This is a genomic window from Subtercola sp. Z020 (assembly GCF_002931235.1).
Taxonomy (GTDB): Bacteria; Actinomycetota; Actinomycetes; order Actinomycetales; family Microbacteriaceae; genus Subtercola.
In genome coordinates this window covers 19,414-41,014 of sequence record NZ_PSTT01000030.1, presented here as the reverse complement: position 1 = coordinate 41,014, position 21,601 = coordinate 19,414, and the positions used below count along the sequence as shown (strand labels likewise).

22 protein-coding genes are annotated in these 21,601 nt (G+C 67.6%); 2 read left to right on the top strand and 20 right to left on the bottom strand.

Annotated features, from left to right (window positions below):
* The 5 genes from priA to C5B96_RS04130 form a co-directional block, all read right to left on the bottom strand.
* Positions 1 to 685 (bottom strand): bifunctional 1-(5-phosphoribosyl)-5-((5-phosphoribosylamino)methylideneamino)imidazole-4-carboxamide isomerase/phosphoribosylanthranilate isomerase PriA (gene priA / locus C5B96_RS04150; RefSeq protein WP_104243241.1); only part of this gene is annotated, 685 nt, incomplete at its 3' end.
* A 64-nt stretch (positions 686 to 749) separates the two neighbouring features.
* Complete coding sequence (gene hisH, locus C5B96_RS04145) at positions 750 to 1,382, bottom strand: imidazole glycerol phosphate synthase subunit HisH (RefSeq protein ID WP_104243239.1); 633 nt, start codon at positions 1,380 to 1,382, stop codon at positions 750 to 752.
* Entirely contained in the window at positions 1,379 to 1,987 is a 609-nt protein-coding gene (gene hisB / locus C5B96_RS04140; RefSeq protein WP_104243237.1) for an imidazoleglycerol-phosphate dehydratase HisB, read from the bottom strand. The genes hisH and hisB overlap by 4 nt, the downstream gene beginning before the upstream one ends.
* Positions 1,988 to 1,997: 10 nt before the next feature.
* Positions 1,998 to 3,128: a histidinol-phosphate transaminase gene (locus tag C5B96_RS04135; RefSeq protein WP_104243235.1), complete on the bottom strand. Its 1,131-nt coding sequence runs from the start codon at positions 3,126 to 3,128 to the stop codon at positions 1,998 to 2,000.
* A gap of 44 nt (positions 3,129 to 3,172) precedes the next feature.
* Positions 3,173 to 3,538, bottom strand: coding sequence for a LysM peptidoglycan-binding domain-containing protein (locus tag C5B96_RS04130; RefSeq protein WP_104243233.1), 366 nt, complete (start codon positions 3,536 to 3,538; stop codon positions 3,173 to 3,175).
* A 286-nt stretch (positions 3,539 to 3,824) separates the two neighbouring features.
* On the opposite strand from C5B96_RS04130, the gene lexA reads away from it, so the two are divergent.
* A complete protein-coding gene (lexA, locus tag C5B96_RS04125; protein WP_104243231.1) occupies positions 3,825 to 4,532 on the top strand; it encodes a transcriptional repressor LexA in 708 nt (235 codons plus the stop codon).
* A gap of 376 nt (positions 4,533 to 4,908) precedes the next feature.
* Here the strand turns inward: lexA and hflX are convergent, their stop codons facing one another.
* The gene (gene hflX, locus C5B96_RS04120) at positions 4,909 to 6,513 is read right to left on the bottom strand and encodes a GTPase HflX (protein ID WP_104243229.1); all 1,605 of its coding nucleotides are present in this window, start codon (positions 6,511 to 6,513) and stop codon (positions 4,909 to 4,911) included.
* A gap of 40 nt (positions 6,514 to 6,553) precedes the next feature.
* Here hflX and C5B96_RS04115 point away from each other — a divergent pair, with 40 nt between their 5' ends.
* Positions 6,554 to 7,189, top strand: a complete 636-nt coding sequence (locus C5B96_RS04115; protein WP_104243227.1) for a class I SAM-dependent methyltransferase — start codon at positions 6,554 to 6,556, stop codon at positions 7,187 to 7,189.
* Here C5B96_RS04115 and dapF read toward each other — a convergent pair.
* From dapF to C5B96_RS04035, 14 genes are all read right to left on the bottom strand, one after another.
* On the bottom strand, positions 7,182 to 8,063 hold the full coding sequence (dapF, locus tag C5B96_RS04110) for a diaminopimelate epimerase (RefSeq protein WP_104243225.1): 882 nt from the start codon (positions 8,061 to 8,063) through the stop codon (positions 7,182 to 7,184). The two genes, C5B96_RS04115 and dapF, sit on opposite strands and share 8 nt — an antisense overlap.
* 28 nt (positions 8,064 to 8,091) lie before the next feature.
* The gene (miaA, locus tag C5B96_RS04105) at positions 8,092 to 9,081 is read right to left on the bottom strand and encodes a tRNA (adenosine(37)-N6)-dimethylallyltransferase MiaA (protein WP_199176542.1); all 990 of its coding nucleotides are present in this window, start codon (positions 9,079 to 9,081) and stop codon (positions 8,092 to 8,094) included.
* Between the two features lie 128 nt (positions 9,082 to 9,209).
* The gene (miaB, locus tag C5B96_RS04100; RefSeq protein WP_104243221.1) at positions 9,210 to 10,805 is read right to left on the bottom strand and encodes a tRNA (N6-isopentenyl adenosine(37)-C2)-methylthiotransferase MiaB; all 1,596 of its coding nucleotides are present in this window, start codon (positions 10,803 to 10,805) and stop codon (positions 9,210 to 9,212) included.
* 23 nt (positions 10,806 to 10,828) lie between these two features.
* Positions 10,829 to 11,677, bottom strand: coding sequence for a regulatory protein RecX (locus tag C5B96_RS04095; protein WP_104243218.1), 849 nt, complete (start codon positions 11,675 to 11,677; stop codon positions 10,829 to 10,831).
* 3 nt (positions 11,678 to 11,680) lie between these two features.
* Positions 11,681 to 12,832: a recombinase RecA gene (gene recA, locus C5B96_RS04090; protein ID WP_104243216.1), complete on the bottom strand. Its 1,152-nt coding sequence runs from the start codon at positions 12,830 to 12,832 to the stop codon at positions 11,681 to 11,683.
* Between the two features lie 315 nt (positions 12,833 to 13,147).
* A complete protein-coding gene (locus C5B96_RS04085; protein WP_104243214.1) occupies positions 13,148 to 13,372 on the bottom strand; it encodes a DUF3046 domain-containing protein in 225 nt (74 codons plus the stop codon).
* Between the two features lie 3 nt (positions 13,373 to 13,375).
* Positions 13,376 to 13,684, bottom strand: coding sequence for a helix-turn-helix domain-containing protein (locus C5B96_RS04080; RefSeq protein ID WP_104243212.1), 309 nt, complete (start codon positions 13,682 to 13,684; stop codon positions 13,376 to 13,378).
* 131 nt (positions 13,685 to 13,815) lie between these two features.
* A complete protein-coding gene (locus C5B96_RS04075; RefSeq protein ID WP_233188983.1) occupies positions 13,816 to 14,331 on the bottom strand; it encodes a CinA family protein in 516 nt (171 codons plus the stop codon).
* Positions 14,328 to 14,948: a CDP-diacylglycerol--glycerol-3-phosphate 3-phosphatidyltransferase gene (gene pgsA, locus C5B96_RS04070; RefSeq protein WP_104243210.1), complete on the bottom strand. Its 621-nt coding sequence runs from the start codon at positions 14,946 to 14,948 to the stop codon at positions 14,328 to 14,330. The genes C5B96_RS04075 and pgsA overlap by 4 nt, the downstream gene beginning before the upstream one ends.
* Before the next feature lie 4 nt (positions 14,949 to 14,952).
* The gene (locus C5B96_RS17745; RefSeq protein WP_233188982.1) at positions 14,953 to 17,988 is read right to left on the bottom strand and encodes a DNA translocase FtsK; all 3,036 of its coding nucleotides are present in this window, start codon (positions 17,986 to 17,988) and stop codon (positions 14,953 to 14,955) included.
* Between the two features lie 64 nt (positions 17,989 to 18,052).
* On the bottom strand, positions 18,053 to 18,517 hold the full coding sequence (locus tag C5B96_RS04050; protein WP_104243208.1) for a hypothetical protein: 465 nt from the start codon (positions 18,515 to 18,517) through the stop codon (positions 18,053 to 18,055).
* The gene (locus C5B96_RS04045; protein WP_146078080.1) at positions 18,517 to 19,038 is read right to left on the bottom strand and encodes a hypothetical protein; all 522 of its coding nucleotides are present in this window, start codon (positions 19,036 to 19,038) and stop codon (positions 18,517 to 18,519) included. Before C5B96_RS04045 ends, C5B96_RS04050 begins: the two co-directional genes overlap by 1 nt.
* Before the next feature lie 191 nt (positions 19,039 to 19,229).
* Positions 19,230 to 19,736, bottom strand: a complete 507-nt coding sequence (locus C5B96_RS17055) for a hypothetical protein (protein WP_146078079.1) — start codon at positions 19,734 to 19,736, stop codon at positions 19,230 to 19,232.
* A 169-nt stretch (positions 19,737 to 19,905) separates the two neighbouring features.
* Positions 19,906 to 21,582, bottom strand: a complete 1,677-nt coding sequence (locus C5B96_RS04035; RefSeq protein WP_104243202.1) for a ribonuclease J — start codon at positions 21,580 to 21,582, stop codon at positions 19,906 to 19,908.
* Positions 21,583 to 21,601: the final 19 nt, after the last annotated feature.

The following is a 21,601-nucleotide window of genomic DNA, read 5'->3' as shown; positions in this document are numbered from 1 at the left end:
CGCGGCCGACGATCGCACCCTCGAGGCCTGCGGGCACGAGCGCACGGAGTTCGACGAGATCGGCGAGGCTCGAGATGCCGCCCGAGGCGACCACGGGCTTGTCGGTGCGCTCCATGACCTGGCGCAGGAGGTCGACGTTCGGGCCCTTGAGGGTGCCGTCTTTGGTGACGTCGGTGACGACGTAGCGGGCGCAGCCGGCGTCTTCGAGGCGCGCGAGAACCTCCCAGAGGTCTCCGCCGTCTTCGGTCCAGCCGCGGGCGGCGAGCGTGGTGCCGCGCACGTCGAGGCCGACGGCGATCGCGTCGCCGTGGCGCGCAATGGCGGCGGCGGCCCAGTCGGGGTTCTCGAGGGCGGCCGTTCCGAGGTTGACCCGCGTGGCTCCGCTCTCGAGGGCGTTCTCGAGCGAGGCGTCGTCGCGGATGCCGCCGGAGAGCTCGATCTTGATGCTCTGGGCCTCGGCGATGACGCGGCGAATGACGTCGACGTTCGATCCGCGGCCGAAAGCGGCGTCGAGGTCGACGAGGTGGATCCACTCGGCGCCCTGCGCGACCCAGTCGGCGGCGGCGTCTGCCGGGTCGCCGTGGTTGGTCTCCGTGCCGGCCTGGCCCTGGGTGAGGCGCACGGCCTGGCCGTTCGAGATGTCGACCGCGGGCAGCAGTTCGAGCGCGGGGGCGGTGTCGGTCATTCGGGTGTCCTTCGGTGGCGGGGTGGGCGCTGGGTGAGGGGCGGGCGGAGCGGATGCGACCGGGCTAGAGGGTGGCCAGCCAGTTCTCGAGCAGGTGCATGCCGGCGTCACCGGACTTCTCGGGGTGGAACTGGGTGGCCGAGAGCGGGCCGTTCTCGACGGCCGCGATGAACTCGCCGCCGTGGTCTGCCCAGGTGACCCGGGCGGCGGGGAGGGGGGGCTGCACCTCGAGTTCCCACTTCTGGGCGGCGTAGCTGTGCACGAAGTAGAAGCGCTCGTGGCCGAGGCCCGCGAACAGCTGCGAGTCTTCGGGCGCGCGCACGGTATTCCAGCCCATGTGCGGCAGAACATCCGCCCGCAGCTCGTCGACGGTTCCCGGCCACTCACCGAGGCCCTCGCGCTCGACGCCGCGCTCGACCCCGCGGCCGAAGAGCACCTGCATGCCGACGCAGATGCCGAGAACGGGTCGGCCACCCGCAAGGCGTCGGTCGATGAGCTCACCGCCGCGCACCGCTTCGAGCGCCGTGATGACGGAGCTGAACGCACCGACGCCGGGCACGAGCAGTCCGTCGGCCTCAGCCGCACGCCGGCGATCACCGGTCAGTTCGACGGATGCCCCGACCGCCTCGAGCGCTTTGACCGCCGAGTGCACGTTGCCGCTCCCGTAGTCGAGCACGACCACGCTCTTCGCGGTCACAACGCACCTTTGGTGGAGGGGATGCCGGAGACGAACGGGTCGAGCTGCTTGGCGAAGCGGAACGCCCGCGCGAAGGCCTTGAACTCGGCCTCGGCGATGTGGTGCGGGTCACGGCCACCGAGCACGGTGACGTGCACGGTGAGCCCGGCGTGGAAGGTAATCGCCTCGAAGACGTGGCGCACCATCGAACCCGTGAAGTGACCGCCGATCAGGTGGAACTCGAAGCCGGCCGGCTCGCCGGAGTGCACGAGGAACGGCCGCCCCGAGATGTCGACGACGGCCTGCACCAGCGCCTCGTCGAGAGGCACGAGGGCGTCGCCGAACCGGGAGATGCCGCTCTTGTCGCCGAGCGCCTGTCGGATCGCCTGGCCGAGAACGATGCCGATGTCTTCGACGGTGTGGTGCACATCGATGTCGGTGTCACCGGTCGCCGTGACGGTGAGGTCGGTCAGGGAGTGCTTCGCGAACGCGGTGAGAAGGTGGTTGTAGAAGGGAACGCTGGTGTCGACGGTCGAGACGCCTGTTCCGTCGAGGTTCAGCGAGAGCCGGATGCTCGACTCGCTGGTCTCACGGGAGAGGGTGGCCGTGCGGGGTTCAGTCGACATGGCGAAAAGTCTATCGGGGGGTGGCGACGGTGATCGCTTCGACGGCGTCGAGGAAGGCCGTCGTCTCGGCCGCTGTTCCCGCACTGACCCGGAGGTGCCCGGGAATGCCGAGGTCGCGGATGATCACCTCGCGTTCGAGCAACTGCTCGAACATGCGGTGAGCGTCGGGTACCCCTCCGAACAGCACGAAGTTGGAGGTGGTCGGGTAGGGGCTGTACCCGAGCTCGGTCAACCGGGCGACCATGCGATCGCGCTGGGATTTGATGTCGTCGACCATCGCGAGCATCTCGGGCGCGTGCGCCAGGGCAGCTGTGGCGGCAGCCTGGGTCAGCGCGGAGAGGTGATACGGCAGGCGCACGAGTCGCAGGGCGTCGCTGACGGCGGGGTCTGCGGCGAGGTAGCCGAGCCGGGCGCCGGCGAAGGCGAACGCCTTGCTCATGGTGCGCGAGACGATCAGTCGCTCGCGGCCCTCCAGCAGCGAGAGGGCTGTCGGCTCCCCCGCCGGGCCGAACTCGGCGTAGGCCTCGTCGACGACGACGATCTTGTCGGTCGCATCGTAAGCTGCGGCGATCGTCTCCAAGGGCAGCGGTGTGCCCGTCGGGTTGTTGGGTGCGCAGAAGAACACGAGGTCGGGGTCGGTGCGCTCGATCCACTCGACGGCAGTGGCCGGGGAGATCTCGAAGTCGTCGTCCCGCTCGCCGGCGATCCACTCGGTGCCGGTGCCGGCAGCGATGATCGAGTGCATCGAGTACGTGGGTGGAAAGCCCAGCACCGAGCGACCCGGGCCGCCGAACGCCTGCATGATCTGCTGGAGGATCTCGTTCGAACCGTTGGCGGCCCAGATGTTATCGCGGGTGAGGGCGGTGACGGGCAGGCCGGATGCCGCGGACTCCTCGATGAGCGCGGCATTCAGGTACCCGGCCAGGCTATCGCGGAGTCGCACGAACTCGCGATCGGGGTACCGGTTCACCGTGCGGAGTTCGAGCGCCACCGCCTCGATGATGGAGCGGGCGACGTCTTCGGGAATAGGGTGCGTGTTCTCGTTGACGTTCAGCGCGACCTTCACCTTGAGCTCAGGTGCGCCGTACGGCGTCAGCCCCCGAAGGTCGTCGCGGATGGGAAGGTCGGCTAGTGAACTCACCCCACGAGTTTACCGGCCGTCGACCCAGCCCGAGGTGGGCTGCGCTACTCGGCGGGGGCGTACTTCGTCGGGATGGCGAGACGCTGGCCGGGCTGCACCTCGGAGGAGGGCAACTGGTTCAGGCTCACGATCTCGGCGATGACGTCACGGGTGTCGGCCGAGGCGTCGAGGCCCGAGGCGATCGACCAGAGGCTCTGGCCGGAGTGCACGGTGACATAGCTGAAGTCGACGGGGGCGGAGTCTGCCCCGGCGATGGCTGCTCCCCCGCCGAAGACGGCGAAGGCCGCCAGCGCTGCGATGAGCGGCAGGGCTGCGAGGGTCGCGACGACAGCGCGGCCGCGTCGGGTGAGGTGCAGGCGTACGCGGGGAGCCTCGACGCGCGGGGCCTCTGTGATCAGTAGTGCAGTCATGACGATCTCCTGGGATCTTCTGTCTGGTGCAGGATTCGCATGCGACCCTCGGCCGGGAGGGCCGCATGCGAAGCTGTGTTCCGAATGTATCTTCGAATGTTCGAATATTCAAGCCCGAATGTGGCGCGAATCTCGCGACACACTCGAACAGGTGTTTGGAAAGCAGGCCGTGTTCGATACAGTTTCGATTGTCTCGATCGAACCAGCACCCACTGACACTGCCTCCTGAATGCATCCAACACGGAGCCACTGACATCGGGTTCACCAGCACAGGAATGAGTACCCGATGGCGAGCGAACGCCTCCCCCGTGCACGTAGAGAGAACGGCGAAGCCGGCGAACGGGGTGGCACCCGGCGACGGAAGTCCCTCAGCGAGAAGCAGCTGGCGATTCTCGAGGTCATCTCAGAGGCCGTGAACAGCCAGGGTTACCCGCCGAGCATGCGCGAGATCGGCGACGCCGTCGGGCTGGCCTCGCTGTCGAGCGTCACCCACCAGCTGAACCAGCTCGAGTTGAGCGGGTACCTGCGCCGCGACCCGAACCGCCCGCGGGCGCTCGAGGTGCTGATCGACATCCCGAAGAGCGACAGCGTGACCAGCGACTCCCCCACGCCGCACGGCGACGTCGCCCTCGTGCCGCTCGTCGGCCGCATCGCGGCCGGCATCCCGATCACCGCCGAGCAGCAGGTCGAGGAGGTCTACCCCCTGCCCCGCCAGCTGGTGGGCAAGGGCGAGCTGTTCATGTTGAAGGTCGTTGGCGAGTCGATGATCGACGCTGCCATCTGCGACGGCGACTGGGTGGTCGTCAGAACGCAGGCGACGGCCGAGAACGGCGACATCGTCGCGGCGATGCTCGACGACGAGGCAACCGTCAAGGTGTTCCGCCAGCGCGACGGCCACACCTGGCTGCTCCCCCGCAACTCGAACTTCGAACCGATCCTCGGCGACTACGCGACGGTGCTCGGCAAGGTCGTGGCGGTTCTCCGCTCGGTGTAACTGGTGGATCCGCCCCGAGGGCGGCATCGCTAGCTGCTGGATCCGCCCCGAGGGCGCCATCGCTCGCTGGTGGCTGGCCCGGCGGGGCGGCCGGACGTCACGCCACGAGCGTCAGCCGCGAGACGGACAGGTGCGGGCGAAAGCGTCACGTAGAGGTGACGCTCTCGCCCGGAAGTGACGGTGTCGCGAGCCGGCCGTGGCCGCGGGGCGAGCCACACCGCAGGCCGCGCCGCGGGTTGGGGCACACCGCAGACTGCGCGCGGGGCCGGCCGCACCGCAGGCCGCGCGCAGGGGCGGCCACACCGCACGCCGCGCGCGGGGGCGGGCTATACCGCACGCCGGGCGCGGCGCCGCGGCGCCGCACACGCGGGCACGGCTAGTGGGTCGCGTAATCCTGCAGCTGCGATTCGATCTCGGGGGTGACGAGAGCGCGCACGTGCGTGCCGCCCTCTTCGTACTCCGTGCTCAGCACCGTGCTGTGCTCGTGCATCTGCGACACGAGGTCGCCGCGGTCGTAGGGCAGCAGTACGTCGACCTCGATCGAGGGAGTCGGCAGCATGCGGTCGAGGGTCGCGAGCAGCTCGTCGATGCCCTCACCGGTGCGCGCCGAAACGAAGACCGAATGCGGCTCGAGCCCGCGCAGCACGATGCGGTCGCTCTCTGAGACGAGGTCGCTCTTGTTGAAGACGACGAGCTCGGGGATGTCGCGGGCGCCCGCCTCGCCGATCACGTCGCGCACGGTCGCGAGCTGGCTCGCGGGGTCGGGGTGTGAGCCGTCGACCACGTGCACGATGACGTCGGCGTCGGCGACCTCTTCGAGCGTGGAGCGGAACGCCTCCACCAGCTGCGTGGGCAGGCTCCGCACGAAGCCGACGGTGTCGACGAACGTGAATTCGCGGCCGTCGCCGGTCTGTGTGCGGCGCACCGTGGCATCCAGAGTCGCGAACAGGGCGTTCTCGACCAGGAGGCCCGCACCGGTGATGCGGTTCAGCAGCGAGGACTTGCCGGCGTTCGTGTACCCCGCGATCGCCACCGAGGGAACGGTGTTGCGCTTGCGGTTCGCCCGCTTCGCCTCGCGCGCAGGCTTCATCGCCGCGATCTGCTTGCGCAGGCGCGACATACGGGTGTGGATGCGACGACGGTCGAGCTCGATCTTCGTCTCACCCGGGCCACGGGAACCCATGCCCGAACTGGCGCCACCGACCTGGCCACCGGCCTGGCGGGACATCGACTCACCCCACCCGCGAAGCCGGGGCAGGAGGTACTCGAGCTGGGCGAGTTCGACCTGCGCCTTGCCCTCCCGGCTCTTCGCGTGCTGGCTGAAAATGTCGAGGATGACGGCCGTGCGGTCGATCACCTTCACCTTCACGATGTCTTCGAGCGCACGCCGCTGGCTGGGCGCGAGCTCGCTGTCGGCGATGACGGTGTCGGCGCCGAGCGCCTTCACGACGCCGGCGAGCTCCTCTGCCTTGCCCTTGCCGAAGTAGGTGCTGGGGTCGGGGTTCGGGCGTCGCTGCAACAGCCCGTCGAGCACGACAGCGCCGGCCGTCTCGGCGAGGGCGGCGAGCTCGTGCAGCGAGTTCTCGGCGTCGGTCAGGGTGCCCTGCGTGTAGACGCCGATCAGCACCACATTCTCGAGGCGCAGCTGCCGGTACTCGACCTCGGTGACGTCTTCGAGCTCGGTCGAGAGGCCGGCCACGCGGCGGAGGGCCTGGCGGTCGGCGAGATCGAACTGGTCGCCGTCGTGGTTGGCCCCGGGCATCCCGCTCTGGCGGGCCTCTGGGCGGGCGAGCGCCTGCGCACTGCCGGGCGAGAACAGGGCGTAGCCGGATGATCGGGCCTCTGAGCGCGCGAGAACGCGGCCGACGGCATCCTGTGTCGCCGTCGTGTTCCGGGCGCCGCCGGCGCGCTCGGCACCCGGGTTTGCGGGCGTCGCTGCCTCTTCGGCCTCGCCGGTGAAAGATGAATCGTGTTCAGTCATTGGGTTCAAGGATAGACCTCTCGTTTGCTACATTCCCTCTATGGCTTCTGACAATGGGCACTACTTCTCGGCTCGCCCATCGACAGAACTCCGCCTGCGGGAGATTCCGGTGACGCTCGCCGGCTGTGACTTCGTCGCCACGACGGCGGGCGGGGTGTTCAGCCCCGACCGAGTGGATGCCGGCACCCAGGTTCTGCTGGCGAACACGCCTGCGCCGCCTCCCGGCGGCAACCTTCTCGATATCGGCTGCGGATGGGGCCCGATATCGCTGACCCTTGCCCTGTTGTCACCCCACGCCACCGTGTGGGCTGTTGACGTCAACGAGCGGGCTCTCGATCTGGTGAGGGCGAATGCCTCTGCGCTCGGCCTCGACAATGTCAACGCCGTGCTGCCCGCAGATGTTCCCGCCGACCTGCTGTTCATGACGATCTGGTCGAACCCGCCGATCAGGGTGGGCAAGGAGGAGCTGCACGCGCTGCTGCTGCAGTGGCTGCCGCGCCTCGAGCCGGGGTCGGATGCGTGGCTCGTCGTGCAGCGCAACCTCGGGTCGGATTCGCTGCACCGGTGGCTCGACGACGCGCTGCCGAGCGGGTTCGAGGTGACCCGGGCGGCGACGAACAAGGGGTACCGGGTGCTGCGGGCCCGGCTGCACGAGGAGCGCGCGCGACTCAGTTGAGCGTGACGTCGCCCTCGTAGACGAGCTCCGCCGGGCCCGACAGCGCCACGTGCTCGCCGTCTTCGGTGGCGTACATGCGCACGCCGACCGCGCCACCCGGCACCTCGACGCGCCACTGGTTCGGCGCACCGGCCCCCGCCCAGTAGCGGATCGCCAGCGCCGCGGCCACGGCGCCCGTGCCGCACGAGAGGGTCTCGCCGCTGCCCCGCTCGTGCACGCGCATGCGGATGTGGCCGACACCGTTCCGCACCAGCGGCTCGAGCGGCACCACGAACTCGACGTTGGCCCCGTCGATCGGAGCCGGCTCCAGGTGGGGAATGAACGTGAGGTCGGCCGACTCCAGCTCCTCTTCGTCGGCGAGGGCGACGACGACGTGCGGGTTGCCGACGTTGATGCCGAGACCCGGCCGGGCGACCTGCAGGTTCTTCGCTCGCACCAGCGGCTCGCCGCCATCCAGTCGCCAGCGGCCGAGGTCGGCCTGGAAACCCGTCAGGTTGCGCTGCACGTCGATGACACCGGCCCGCGTACCGATCACGAGCGTGTCGCCCTGCGCCAGCTCGGCCAGTCCGTTGTCGAGCAGGTACTTCGAGAACACGCGGATGCCGTTGCCGCACATCTCCGCGGGCGAACCGTCGGCGTTGTGGTAGTCCATGAACCATTCGGCGTCGGGGTCTGCCTCGAGCGCCTGCGCCCCATCCGCGATGCTCCTCGACCGCACGGCGCGGATGAGCCCGTCGGCGCCGATGCCGAAGTGCCGGTCGCAGAGCGAGGCGATCTGGGCGGGTGTCAGCTCGATCTCACCGTCGGGGTCGGTGATGAGAACGAAGTCGTTACCGGTGCCCTGGCCCTTGGTGAAGTGCAGATCGATGCCCATGCTGCCAGCCTAGAGGCTCACGCTGCACTCACCCGTCGAGGGCGTCGGTTGTCGACATCCGGATGCCGCGCCACACGCGCTCGACCAGCGACTCGTCTGCGGAGTCGAACCACTCCGCCTCACGGTAGCGGCGGAACCAGCTGACCTGGCGGCGCGCGTAGCGCCGGGTCAGCGCCTGTGCCTCGGCGATCGCCTCCGGCCTCGAAACCTCGCCGTGCAGTTCGGCCAGCGCCTGGGCATAGCCGATGGCGCGCCGCGCGGTGGTAGCCTGCTCGAGCCCCTGTGGAACGAGCGACGCGACCTCATCGACCAAGCCGGCCGCCCACATCGCCTCGACACGGCGATCGAGACGTTCCACGAGCAGTTCGCGGGGGTGCCGCAGAGCGACGATCGCCGCCCGGCGCCACCAGACCGTCTCCTCGGGGAGCTGCCCGGTCACCGGTCTGCCCGTCAGGGTGATCACTTCGAGGGCCCGAACGATGCGCCTCGCATTGTGCGGGCCGATGGATGCCGCGGCCTCCGCGTCGGCGTCGGCGAGCCGCCGCCACAGTGCGGCGAGCCCGACCGTCTCGAGCTCGGCTTCGAGCGCCGTTCGCACGGCTTCGTTCCGCACCGGGAACTGGAAGTCGAAGACCACCGACGAGACGTAGAGCCCGGAACCGCCCACGAGGATCGGCACCGCACCCCGAGAGAGGATGTCGTCGATCGCGGCGCGAGCGTCGCGCTGGTAGTCGGCGACGGAGCCGTCGGCCGTGACCTCTAGCACGTCGAGCAGGTGGTGCGGGATGCCGCGGCGCTCGTCGACGGTCAATTTGGCCGTGCCGATGTCCATGCCGCGGTAGAGCTGCATGGCGTCGGCGTTGACGATCTCGGCGGGGCGGCCCTCAGCGGCGAACCGCTCGGCGAGGGCGAGGGAGAGCTCGGACTTTCCGGTGCCGGTCGCGCCGACGACGGCCACGATCTCGGGCGCCGGAAAGTCGTTGCCGTGCGGCGCGGGCGCCGGTGCTGGAGAGGACACGGGCGCTGGTGCAGTCGCTGGCGCCGGCGTTGACACGAGCGCTGGTGCGGTCGCGGGCGTTGGCGCTGGTGCGGTCGCTGACGCGGGCGTCGAAGCGGACGCGGCGGAGTGCTCGGGCATTCCCCGCCTCAGCGGAGGCCGTCGGCGAGATCGTAGATCGGGCTCGTGGCGACACGGAGGCTCGGGAGCCCGAGCGAGACGCGCGCGGGCGCACCTGTGCTGCCGGCCGCACTGGAACCACCGTGTGCGGGCACAGCACACGAGTCGACTTGGTCGCGTTCCCACGCGTCGCCGGCGCGGGTGCGGCGCACCATGAGGGGCGTGCCGTCGACGGAGTCGGCGATGAGGTAGTACGGCTTGGCGCCCGTCACCTCGACCGTCACGACGTCGCCCGGGCGCGGTACCGGCGACCCCTCCGGCACGTCGAAGTGCACCAGACGGGAGTCTTCGGCCCGGCCGCTCATGCGGTGGGTGTCGGAGTCTTTGCGGCCCTCACCGGCGGCGACCAGGAGCTCGACCGACCGGCCGACGACCTTCTGGTTCTCCTCCCAGGCGATGCGATCCTGCAAGGCCGTGAGTCGTTCGTAGCGCTCCTGCACGATCTGCTTCGGCACCTGGTCGGCCATCGTGGCCGCCGGAGTGCCCGGGCGGATCGAGTACTGGAACGTGAACGCCGTGGCGAAGCGCGACTCCTCGACGACGCGCAGCGTCTCCTGGAAGTCCTCTTCGGTCTCGCCCGGAAATCCGACGATGATGTCGGTGCTGATGGCCGCGTGCGGCATGCGTTCCCGCACCCGCTCGAGGATGCCGAGGAACTTCGCCGAGCGGTAGGAGCGCTTCATCGCCTTCAGAATGCGGTCGGAACCCGACTGCAACGGCATGTGCAGCTGAGGCATGACGGCGGGCGTCTCGGCCATCGCGTCGATCACGTCGTCTGTGAACGCCGCGGGATGCGGGCTCGTGAAGCGGATGCGCTCAAGACCCGGGATGGTGCCGGCTGCGCGGAGCAGCTTGCTGAATGCCTGGCGGTCGCCGAACTCCACGCCGTACGAGTTGACGTTCTGCCCGAGCAGCGTCACCTCGATCGCCCCGTCGTCGACGAGGGACTGGATCTCCCGCAGCACCTCGCCGGGACGCCGGTCTTTCTCCTTGCCCCGGAGCGAGGGGACGATGCAGAACGTGCAGGTGTTGTTGCACCCGACGGAGATCGAGACCCAGCCGCTGTAACTCGAGTCGCGCTTGGTCGGCAGCGTCGACGGGAACGTCTCGAGGGCGTCGAGGATCTCGATCTGCGCCTCATCGTTGTGGCGTGCCCTCTCGAGCAGGCTCGGCAGGGCACCCATGTTGTGCGTGCCGAAAACCACGTCGACCCACGGGGCCTTCGAGAGGATGGTCGACTTGTCTTTCTGGGCCAGGCAGCCGCCGACAGCGATCTGCATTCCCTCGTGCCGCTTCTTCACCGAGGCGAGGTAGCCGAGGTTGCCGTACAGCTTGTTGTCGGCGTTCTCGCGCACCGCGCAGGTGTTGATCACGACGACGTCGGCCTCGCCGCTCTCGTCGCGAACGTACCCCGCGGCTTCGAGCGAACCACTGAGCCGCTCGGAGTCGTGAACATTCATCTGGCAGCCGTAAGTTCGCACCTCGTAGGTGCGAACCCGACCCGTCTGTTCGACCGCCGCATCTGACGGCCGGATGATCGTCGGGGCTTCACTCACACTGCTCATAGTGACCCCAGTCTACGGTTGCTCTATCTGAACCTCACCCCGCGCGACTGCGGTGTGAGAGCGGCACTGACCGCTGTTCGGATGATCGCCGAGGGGTACCCCTTGCGCATCAGGAACGACGTCAGACGACGCTCGGCGGTCGCCGCGTCGAGCCGCGCCAGCGACGGTGCACGCTTCTGGGCGATCTCTGTGGCCCGTCGCAATTCGTCGTCGTCGTCGAGCGCCTCGAGCGCGGCGGAGATGATCTCGGGCTGGATGTGGCGCACCGAGAGCTCGTTCTTGATCTGCGAGCGGCCGTAGCCCTTTCGACGGTGCAGCGACTCCACCAGCGTCTGGGCCAGGTCGAAGTCGTCGATGTAGCGGTTGTCGCGGCAACGCTCGAGGAAGGGCTCGAGCTCGTGCTCCTCCACCCCGTTCGTCGTCAGGAGCTTCGTGATCTCCCATTCTGAGAGACCCTTGCGCGCAAGAGCTCGCACCACGATGTTCTCGAGGAACGCGGCGCGCTCCCCCTCGCTCATCGGCTCCTCTTCGAACGCGGGCTCCTCCTCGAACGGGGACTCCTCCTCGAACGCGGGCTCGTCCGCGAACGCATGCCCCTGCCGGAACGCAGGCTGCTGCTCGAGCGCAGGCTCCTCCTCGTTCCACCACACGGTGGGAAGAGGCTTCGCCGGCGCGGGTGCCAGTGCCGGTTCAAGCGCCGATGCGGCCGCCAGCGCCGGTACCAGTGCGAGTGCGACCGGCGACGCCGCGCTGACCGGTGCCGCTGCCTCCGTTGCCTCAGCCTGTGCAGCCTCGGCACTCTGCGGCTCCCCCTCGGGTGCCACCGCCTCAGGCGGCAGCACCCCGGGGAAGTACGAGACCTTCGCGGTCACGGGCTACGCGCTCTTTCGGGCGGCGACCTTCGGAGCAGCGGGGCCGGTTGCGAGCCCGCCGCCGGCAGCCGAGGCCCCTGCGTCGGCCTTGCCGGTCGACGCGGAACCAGCGGCACCGCCGACGGTGCCCGCAGGCACGGCCTTCGGCGCATTCGGGTCTTCGAGAAGGCCCAGCTTCATCTTGATCTTGTTCTCGATCTCGATCGCGACATCGGGGTTCTCTTTGAGGAACCGGCGCGAGTTCTCCTTGCCCTGGCCGAGCTGCTCACCGTCGTAGGTGTACCAGGCACCCGACTTGCGCACGATCTCGTGCTCGACACCGAAGTCGATCAGGCTGCCCTCGCGGGAGATGCCGATGCCGTAGATGATGTCGAACTCGGCCTGCTTGAAGGGCGGCGCCATCTTGTTCTTGACGACCTTGACGCGGGTGCGGTTACCGACGGCTTCTGTTCCCTCCTTCAGCGTCTCGATACGACGGATGTCGAGACGGATGGAGGCGTAGAACTTCAGTGCCTTACCACCGGCAGTGGTCTCGGGGCTGCCGAAGAACACACCGATCTTCTCTCGCAACTGGTTGATGAAGATCATCGTGGTGTTGGTCTGGTTCAGACCACCGGTGAGCTTGCGGAGAGCCTGCGACATGAGGCGGGCCTGCAGGCCGACGTGGGAGTCACCCATCTCGCCCTCGATCTCTGCGCGGGGCACGAGAGCTGCGACCGAGTCGATGACGATGAGGTCGATCGAGCCCGAGCGCACGAGCATGTCGGCGATCTCGAGCGCCTGCTCACCGGTGTCGGGCTGCGACACCAGCAGCGCGTCGATGTCGACACCGAGCTTCTTCGCGTATTCGGGGTCGAGCGCGTGCTCAGCATCGATGAACGCGGCGATGCCGCCTTCGCGCTGCGCGTTGGCGATCGCGTGCAGCGTCAGGGTGGTCTTACCCGACGATTCCGGGCCGTAGATCTCCACGATGCGGCCGCGAGGCAGACCCCCGATGCCGAGCGCGACGTCGAGCGCGATGGAACCGGTCGGAATCACTTCGACGGGTGCACGGTCGTCGCTGCCGAGGCGCATCACCGAGCCTTTACCGAACTGGCGGTCGATCTGGGCGAGCGCTGTTTCGAGAGCCTTCTCCCGGGTTGCGTCTGAGGGCATGGTGTCTCCTTCGATCTGGTGCTCGCCGAGCCCGGGTTCTCCCGGTTCTGCGCCACGGTATGGTGCGCCTATAGGCTGTCGCGCCTGATGATGGACACCCTCCAGGGGCGACACATCGGGCTGACGACAAGGCTTATTCGCGTCTGTCTCTTACCTTCACCACGCTACGGACAGCCACCGACATTGCTGCGGGCGGGCGTCCATTCTGTGGAGAAAAGACCGAAAACAGGTGCTGTGAAGGAGACTACGCGAATCGAACACACCTTCGAAGAGCGACTTCGGCGTGTCGCGCCATTCGAACACACGTCTGAGCGATCAGGAACGCGGCTGCGGCAGCCCTACCCCGTACCACCGGCTCGGCGGCACATCGGCCGCGCGACAGAGTGCAAGCCAGACCTCACGGGCATCTTCACCCGCGTCGATCGCCTGCTCTGCCGTGCGGCCGCCGAACTCGCTCAGAATGAGGTCGCCGGTCACGACCCGACCGAAACCAGCCCCGAACTCGTCGAGAACGGCCTGGCGGAACTCGCTGACGCGCACCGCTTAGCGGGCCGCCAGCGACGTGTCGAAGCCCGCGACGAATTCGTCGGGCACGGTGTCGGGAATCGTGTCGATGCCCTCGATGACGGCAAGGCGATCGCCGACCTCGCGCATGATGACCGAGATCGGAGTGTCGAGGGCGTCGGCGACCGACGCGAGGATCTCGCTCGAGGCCTCTTTCTGCCCGCGCTCCACCTCACTGAGATAGCCGAGCGCGACGCTTGCCTTGCTCGCCACCTGCCGAAGGGTTCTGCCCTTCTGAAGACGGAAGTCCCGCAGAACGTCGCCGATTTCTTGACGAACTAAAATCATCGGAGCCTCCTTAGCTGTGCTATCCGGTCGGTGGTGCGTACACAAACTCTAAACGACTCCGACTGGACTTTCGTTGTTAATGACAACAGGTGTAACGAGATCGAAACCTGAGTCATTCCCGCGCAACCTTCTCAGAACTGCGATCGGAGGATTCGCACGGCTTCGCTCACGGCGGCGGCCCTGATCTGGTCGCGATCACCGCTCAGCTGCAACTCGAAACTGCGGCTGCGCCCGTCGCGACTGAACCCGACGAAGACGGTGCCGGCCGGCTGGTCGCCCTGCGGGCCGGGGCCGGCAACCCCGGTCGTTGCCACTCCGATCGAAGCGGGTGTTCCGTCGACGGCGAGCACGTGGCGCACCCCTTCGGCCATCTGCTCGGCGACCTCCGGATGAACGGGGCCGAAGCGTCGCAGCAGGTCGCCATCGACACCCAGAACCGACGCCTTGATGGCGGTGTTGTAGGCGATCACTCCCCCGTACACCACGTTCGACGCCCCCGGCGGACGGATGAGTTCCGCAGCGAGCAGCCCACCGGTCAGCGACTCGGCCACGGCGACGGTCTCGCCGAGGCGGGTGAGGTCGGCGATGAGGCGAGCCGTGAGATCGATTCCCTCTGCACCCTCGGTGGTCGACCCGTGCTCGGTCACGCGGGCGAACTCCCGGACTTCGCCGCCCGGTTCAGCTTCGCGTCTTGGTAGAGGTAGTCGAGCCCGGTGATGACCGTCAGCACGAAGGCGATCGACATGAAGACGGCGTTGACCACGAACATCCAGTCGCCGAGCGGAACCCAGAGCGGCAGAAGGGCCAGCGAGATCGCGATGGACTGCGCCAGCGTCTTCAGCTTGCCACCGCGGGACGCCGGGATCACCCGGCGCTTGATCACGGCGAACCGGAACACCGTGATGCCGACTTCGCGTACCAGGATGATGATCGTCACCCACCAGGGCAGCTCGGCCAGGATCGACAGGCCGACGAGCGCAGCACCCGTCAGCACCTTGTCGGCGATCGGGTCGAGGATCTTGCCGAGGTCGGTGACCTGGTTGTTCTTGCGTGCGAGATGGCCGTCGACACCGTCGGTCGCGATGGCGAGGATGAAGAGAATGGCTGCGAGATAGCGCACGACACCGTCGGCGCCATTGTCGGCCAACAGCATCCAGAAGAAGACGGGCGCCAGCAGGATGCGCACGATCGTGATCGCGTTCGGAAGGTTCCAGTTGCTGGAACGCGCTGCGGGTGCAGCCTGCGCGTCGGGCGAAACGGTCATGTCACTACTCTCTGCCGGTGAGGCCCCACGCGTCTTCGTCGGCGTCGCCCTCCACCTCAGGATACTCGGAGCCCGGTTCGGCGAGAGGGTCGCCGTACTCCATGTGTGCAGACTCGGGGGCCGGCGTGGGCTGTGCAGGAGAGGAACCCGCCGACGCGGAGCCCGCGACATCCGACCCGCGCAGCATCGCGAGCACCTGCGGCAGCTGGTCCGGCGTGACGAGCACGTCGCGGGCCTTCGACCCCTCGGAGGCGCCGACGATCTCGCGCGATTCGAGCAGATCCATCAGGCGACCGGCCTTCGCGAAGCCGACCTTCAGCTTGCGCTGCAGCATCGACGTCGAGCCGAACTGGGTCGACACGATCAGCTCGGCCGCCTGCAGCAGCACCTCGAGGTCGTCGCCGATGTCGGAGTCGATCTGCTTGGAGGCCGCGGCGACCGTGACATCCTGCCGGTATTCCGGGCGGGCCTGCCGCGTGACGTGCTCGACCACCTTTGCGATCTCGGTCTCGCTCACCCACGCACCCTGAACGCGGATCGACTTCGACGCCCCCATCGGCAGGAACAGCGCGTCACCCTGCCCGATGAGCTTGTCGGCTCCCGGCTGGTCGAGGATGACGCGGGAGTCGGTGACACTCGTCACGGCGAAAGCCAGGCGCGACGGCACGTTGGCCTTGATCAGGCCGGTTACGACGTCGACACTCGGTCGCTGGGTCGCCAGCACGAGGTGGATTCCGGATGCCCGTGCCAGCTGTGTGATACGCACGATCGAGTCTTCGACATCCCTCGGCGCCACCATCATCAGGTCGGCGAGCTCGTCGACCACGATCAGGAGGTAAGGGTACGGCTTCAGCACCCGGCTGCTCCCGGGCGGGAGGATGATCTCCCCGTTCACGACCGCGCGGTTGAAGTCGTCGATGTGACGGAACCCGAAGCTCTCGAGGTCGTCGTACCGCATGTCCATCTCCTTCACGACCCAGGCCAGCGCTTCGGCGGCCTTCTTCGGGTTCGTGATGATGGGGGTGATCAGATGGGGCACTCCCTGGTAGGCGGTGAGTTCCACGCGCTTCGGGTCGATGAGCACCATGCGCACCTCGGCAGGCGTGGCGCGCATCAGGATGCTCGTGACCATGGAGTTGACGAAGCTCGACTTGCCCGAACCCGTCGAACCGGCGACGAGGAGGTGGGGCATCTTCGCGAGGTTCGCGATGATGAACTTGCCCTCGACGTCTTTGCCCACGCCGATCGTCATCGGGTGCGTGTCGTTGGTGGCCTTCGCCGAACGCAGCACGTCGCCGAGCACGACGATCTCCCGATCGGTGTTCGGGATCTCGATGCCGATGGCGCTCCGCCCGGGGATCGGCGAGAGGATGCGCACCTCGTTGCTCGCGACCGCGTACGACAGGTTCTTGCTGAGCGCCGTGACGCGCTCGACCTTCACGCCCGGGCCGAGCTCGATCTCGTAGCGGGTCACGGTCGGGCCGCGCGAGAAGCCGGTGACCTTCGCATCCACCTGGAACTGCGAGAGCACGTCGGTGAGCGCCCGCACGATGTCGTCGTTCGCCTGCGAGCGGGCCTTCGACGGCTCGCCGAGCGCGAGGCTGCCCACCGGTGGGAGCGAGTAGTTCTGCGCCTCGAGCTCTTTCACCTCGGCGAGGGGGATGAACGTGTCGTCGGGCGACAGGCCGGGAAGGGCATCCGGAACCGCTGTCGCCGCCGTGGGGAACGGTTGCGTCGCGGGGACTCCCCCGGCCGCCGCGCCGCCCAGGGAAGATGCGGCACCGGCGGCACCGGCAGCGGCGGCAGCACCGGCACCGGTGCCTGCGCCACCCGGCGCGTCGCCGAAGAGCACACCCGTGAACGAGGCACTGTCGCCGGCCGCGTCGTCACGGATGCCCGTGGCCGACTTCGAGCCGGGCAGGATCTCGCCGGTGAAACGCCTGACGGCCTGCTCGGCGGCCTCCATGTCGCCCAGCACGGCGTCGAACCCGCGGCTCTCGTCGATCGTGCGATCGATGATCTCCGTGGGCGGCGTTCGATCCTCGATGTGGATCGGAGCGGGCTTGACCGAGTCGGTCGGGATGATCGGAGAGTCGAAGGCGGGGTCTTCTTCGCGACCGCTCTTGTTGCGTCGCCACCAGGGAAGCGATTCGTCGTCGGCGGGGTCGATGTCGAGTTCGAGGTCGCCCGTCTGGCCTGCGCTCGATGCGCCCTTGCCCGCGCGCGGCACCTTCGGCTCGCGACCTTCGCGGTCGTCCCGTGACTCGGGTGCTTCGCCGAACGCGGCGCCGAAGAGGTAGGCGTAGAGCTCGCGGGAGCGCTGTGCGACCTTGTTCGGTGGCGTCTTCGTGATGATGAAGAGCGAGAGAACGAGCAGCGCGCAGACGACGATGGTCGCCCCGATCGGCGTGATGATGGCGATCAGGGGCGCCGCGATCACCCAGCCGAACACTCCCCCGGCGGTCGCCAGCGTCTCCATGCCCTGCGCGGGCGACGGCTGGGCGCTGAAGATGTGGCAGAGGCCCGAGACCATGAGCAGCAGGATGCCGAGCCCGATGCCGATCCGCCCGTTGTCGTCGACGGAATTCGGATGCCGGAACAACCAGATAGCGAGCAGCAGCATGATGACCGGCAGCGCATAGGCCACACGGCCGAACAGGCCGCCGAAGGAGTACGCGTCGAGCAGGTTGGCGACCGGGCTCGCGACGAGGAACCACTCGATGACGGCTCCCGCCACGGCCAGCAGGAAGAGCAGGAATGGAAAACCGTCGCGTCGCTCGTCTTTCGCAAGCTTCTCGTGCCCGAAGGCGCGCGCCGCGCCGCCCGCGAGGTGCGCCATACCGAGCCAAATCGTGGTGAAGATGCCCGGGCCGTCGTTCTCGACCGGGTACTTGAGAGTCTTCTGGGTCGCGGTGGCCTGCTGCTTCACCGGCGCCTTCGCGGGTGCTTTGGCGGGCGCGCGGCGATTCGCGTTCGCGCCGTTGCCGGTGCCACCCGCGCTGCCGCGGGCACGGGAGTTCGCCCTGGTACTCGTAGCCATGCGTCCACGCTACTGGCCTCCACCGTCACCGCCCCCGCGGCGCACCGTGCGCCCCCATTTGCGCTCACAGCCCGCCGTTCCCGGAGTGATTCACGATCATGGCGCGGAGGCGCACCGACGAGACCGAGCCAGAACCCGTCGACGGGCGCACGTCGGGCCGGTAGAAGGAGAAGGTCTGGCCCGGGTTGGTCGTCGTGGCGACGACCCCACAGGTCGCGCCCACTTCGCTGAGGGGAAGTGCCGCATCGAACGGCAGCCCGCCCGAGCGCGGCATCGAGACCGAGGCGTCAAAGGTACGCCCCGTGGAACAGACCAGACGCACCGAGTAGTCCGCTGGCCGCGCGCCGAGACTGGCTCTCTCGAGCATCCCCACGACCGGGATGTGGTCGAACGAAGCCGTCTGTGCGGGAACGATGAAAACGGACTCGCCGACGACGGTCGATGCTGGTGACGCGATCGCGGGCTGGGCGGCGACCGGGAGGACGCTGAAGCACAGAAAGCCCACGAGCACGGAGATGAAGGCGCGCATCACAGCCCTCCTGCAGCCGAGCGGTTGACGATACGGGAGGATGCGCGCACCACGGCGGTCGGTAGAAGCCCGCCCGCGAAGGAGGTCTGGCTGGGTGCGAAGTCGATGCGCTGGGAGGAGATCGCCGATGCTGCGGTCAGGTAACAGGTATGACCGGCCTCGGTGATCGGCACCAGCGACGAAAAGGCAATGGAGCCACCGCCGAACGTGGTCAGGTTGACCGGATAAAAGCTCGAGCTGTTGCAGACCAGCCGCACGCTGTAGTCGGCGAGGCGGTAGCTGCTCCCGGCGCCGTCGATCGCTCCCTCGACGGGAACATACGCCGCGCCACCGTTCTGCGCTGCGCTCGGTACGACGAAGGCGGCGTAGGTGTATCCGCTGGCCGGCGGCGCCGTCGGCGTTTGCAACGTCGTCGGAAGCGGCGCCGCGCTGGCTCCCACGGCAGCGCCGCCGACGACGAGCGCGAGGCCTCCAACGCCAGCAAAGGCAACTGCAGATAGATGGCGGATGATTTGTGACATGAGCGTCCTTCCGTATATCTCAAGCGACCGCGGATCTTGCGCATTTCCACAAATCGCACAGACGCATCTGTGTGCTCGGTAGTAGATCGACGATCACCAAATGCCTGCTCCGAAACGAGACACCGACTGATCAGCGTTCGCGGTCGGGAGCGTCAGCCCACGGAAGACCGCCTGGGGTCGGCGCGTGGTTGCTATTCCGCCGACTCAGTCTCGTCGGTCGCGCCGGGATAGTCGTAGACAGGAATCGGGGAACTGTCCATTCGGAGGAAATGATTGGTGCCGTAGAACTCAAGTCGTGGCGTCGAGAAAAGCAGAGTACGTTCCCAGGGAGCCCGACCATGCAGGGTGCACGTGTGGCCTTGCTCGGCTACGGGAAACTCCGCGAGATAGTCGACGGAGTGCCCACGGGCGAGGTTGTAGAGCATCCTCACCGGAATCGTTGCGCCGTCATCACATGAGATGGCGACACTGTAAGACTTAGGGTCGTCTTCCTGTAGCCAGAAAAGATTCCCCTGCCCGGAAGCCCTTATCGGCGCATTAGGTGCCGTTGGGTCGATCGGCACGACGAATGAAAGATAGGAGTCCGAGCGTGGATGGATCGGCTTGGCCGAAGCTGATTCCGTGCCGCTGAAGATGAGCGACGCTACCGCTGCGGTCGTCAGAGCAGCCGAGGCCAGCAGGGTGAGTTTTCGTGTCATGTGAGTGCCTTCTGTAAGGAGGAATAGCTGTCATGGAGAGAGAGTCGGATTCCTGCCTGGCATTACGGGACTTTCGAAACAACTTCCAATTTCGTGAAAGGAGGGCAGAGACGCCGAAGGCCCGCTCGCATTACGCGAACGGGCCCACCGCACGAAGGGACGAGCGGGATCAGGCCTCGATGACGACCGGCACGATCATGGGGCGGCGACGGTAGGCGGTGTTCACCCAGCGGCCGGCGGTGCGACGCACCACCTGCTGCAGGGCGTGGGTGTCGCGCGTTCCGTTGCCGACGGCCTCGATCAGGGCCGCCGCGATCTTCGGCTTGACTTTGTCGAAGACGGAGTCGTCTTCGGCGAAGCCCTTGGCGTGGATCTCCGGGCCGACGACGATGCGGCCGGTTCCGGCCTCGATGACGACGATGACCGAGATGAAGCCCTCCTCGCTCAGCACGAGACGATCCTTGAGGTCGTCGTCGGTCACCTCGCCGACGGTCTGGCCGTCGACGTAGACGAAGCCGAGGTCGTACTGGCCCACGACGGTCGCGATGCCGTCGCGCAGGTCGATGACGGTTCCGTCGTCGGCGAGGATCGTGTTGCGCGCAGGAACGCCGGTCTCGATGGCGAGCTGCGCGTTCGCGACGAGGTGGCGGTATTCGCCGTGCACCGGCATGACGTTCTTCGGCTTCAGGATGTTGTAGCAGTAGAGCAGTTCGCCCGCGGCGGCGTGCCCGGAGACGTGCACCTTCGCGTTGCCCTTGTGCACGACGGTCGCGCCGAGCTTGGTCAGGCCGTTGATGACGCGGTAGACCGCGTTCTCGTTGCCGGGGATGAGCGAGGAGGCGAGGATGACGGTGTCGCCCGGGCCGACCTCGATCTGGTGCTCGAGGTTCGCCATGCGGGAGAGAACGGCCATCGGCTCGCCCTGCGAACCGGTCGACATGTAGACGATCTTGTCGTCGGGGATGTCGCCGGCCTTCTTGAAGTCCACCAGCACGCCGTCGGGCACCTTGAGGTAGCCGAGCTCCTCAGCGATGCCCATGTTGCGCACCATGGAGCGGCCGAGCAGCGCCACGCGGCGACCGTTGGCGTGGGCGGCATCCAGAACCTGCTGCACGCGGTGCACGTGCGAGGAGAAGCTGGCGACGATGACGCGGCGCGGGGCGCGGGCGATGACGCTCTCGAGAACGGGGCCGATCGTGCGCTCGGAGGGGGTGAACCCGGGCACGTCTGCGTTGGTCGAGTCCGAGAGGAACAGGTCGACGCCGGCCTCGCCGAGACGGGCGAAGGCGCGCAGGTCGGTGATGCGGTTGTCGAGCGGAAGCTGGTCCATCTTGAAGTCACCGGTGTGCAGCACGACACCGGCGACGGTCTTGATGGCGACGGCCAGGGCATCCGGAATCGAGTGGTTCACGGCCACGAACTCGAGTTCGAAGGGGCCCATCTTCTCGATCTGGCCCTCTTCGACCTGGAAGGTGTAGGGCTTGATGCGGTGCTCTTTGAGCTTCGCCTCGACGAGCGCGAGCGTGAGGCCCGAGCCGATCAGGGGAATGTCGTTCTTCAGGCGCAGCAGGTAGGGAACGGCGCCGATGTGGTCTTCGTGGCCGTGCGTGAGCACGATGCCGACGACATCGCGCAGGCGGTCCTTCACCAGCGAGAAGTCGGGCAGGATGAGGTCGACACCGGGCTGGGTCTCTTCGGGGAAGAGAACGCCGCAGTCGACGATCAGCAGCTTGCCGTTGATCTCGAACACGGTCATGTTGCGACCGATCTCGCCGAGACCGCCGATCGGGATGACGCGCAGGGTGTCTTTCTCAAGTGGACGTGGTTCGTATGAAGCGTTGGGCATATGCCCTCCTCAAGTCTTC

What these genes read in the sequence shown, in the direction of transcription:
- hisB (WP_104243237.1), bottom strand. Translation starts at nt 1,987, where the DNA reads ATGTCGACTGAACCCCGCACGGCCACCCTCTCCCGTGAGACCAGCGAG.
- C5B96_RS04130 (WP_104243233.1), bottom strand. Translation starts at nt 3,538, where the DNA reads ATGACTGCACTACTGATCACAGAGGCCCCGCGCGTCGAGGCTCCCCGC.
- lexA (WP_104243231.1), top strand. Translation starts at nt 3,825, where the DNA reads ATGGCGAGCGAACGCCTCCCCCGTGCACGTAGAGAGAACGGCGAAGCC.
- hflX (WP_104243229.1), bottom strand. Translation starts at nt 6,513, where the DNA reads ATGACTGAACACGATTCATCTTTCACCGGCGAGGCCGAAGAGGCAGCG.
- C5B96_RS04115 (WP_104243227.1), top strand. Translation starts at nt 6,554, where the DNA reads ATGGCTTCTGACAATGGGCACTACTTCTCGGCTCGCCCATCGACAGAA.
- dapF (WP_104243225.1), bottom strand. Translation starts at nt 8,063, where the DNA reads ATGGGCATCGATCTGCACTTCACCAAGGGCCAGGGCACCGGTAACGAC.
- miaB (WP_104243221.1), bottom strand. Translation starts at nt 10,805, where the DNA reads ATGAGCAGTGTGAGTGAAGCCCCGACGATCATCCGGCCGTCAGATGCG.
- recA (WP_104243216.1), bottom strand. Translation starts at nt 12,832, where the DNA reads ATGCCCTCAGACGCAACCCGGGAGAAGGCTCTCGAAACAGCGCTCGCC.
- C5B96_RS04080 (WP_104243212.1), bottom strand. Translation starts at nt 13,684, where the DNA reads ATGATTTTAGTTCGTCAAGAAATCGGCGACGTTCTGCGGGACTTCCGT.
- pgsA (WP_104243210.1), bottom strand. Translation starts at nt 14,948, where the DNA reads ATGACCGTTTCGCCCGACGCGCAGGCTGCACCCGCAGCGCGTTCCAGC.
- C5B96_RS17745 (WP_233188982.1), bottom strand. Translation starts at nt 17,988, where the DNA reads ATGGCTACGAGTACCAGGGCGAACTCCCGTGCCCGCGGCAGCGCGGGT.
- C5B96_RS04050 (WP_104243208.1), bottom strand. Translation starts at nt 18,517, where the DNA reads ATGCGCGCCTTCATCTCCGTGCTCGTGGGCTTTCTGTGCTTCAGCGTC.
- C5B96_RS04045 (WP_146078080.1), bottom strand. Translation starts at nt 19,038, where the DNA reads ATGTCACAAATCATCCGCCATCTATCTGCAGTTGCCTTTGCTGGCGTT.
- C5B96_RS17055 (WP_146078079.1), bottom strand. Translation starts at nt 19,736, where the DNA reads ATGACACGAAAACTCACCCTGCTGGCCTCGGCTGCTCTGACGACCGCA.
- C5B96_RS04035 (WP_104243202.1), bottom strand. Translation starts at nt 21,582, where the DNA reads ATGCCCAACGCTTCATACGAACCACGTCCACTTGAGAAAGACACCCTG.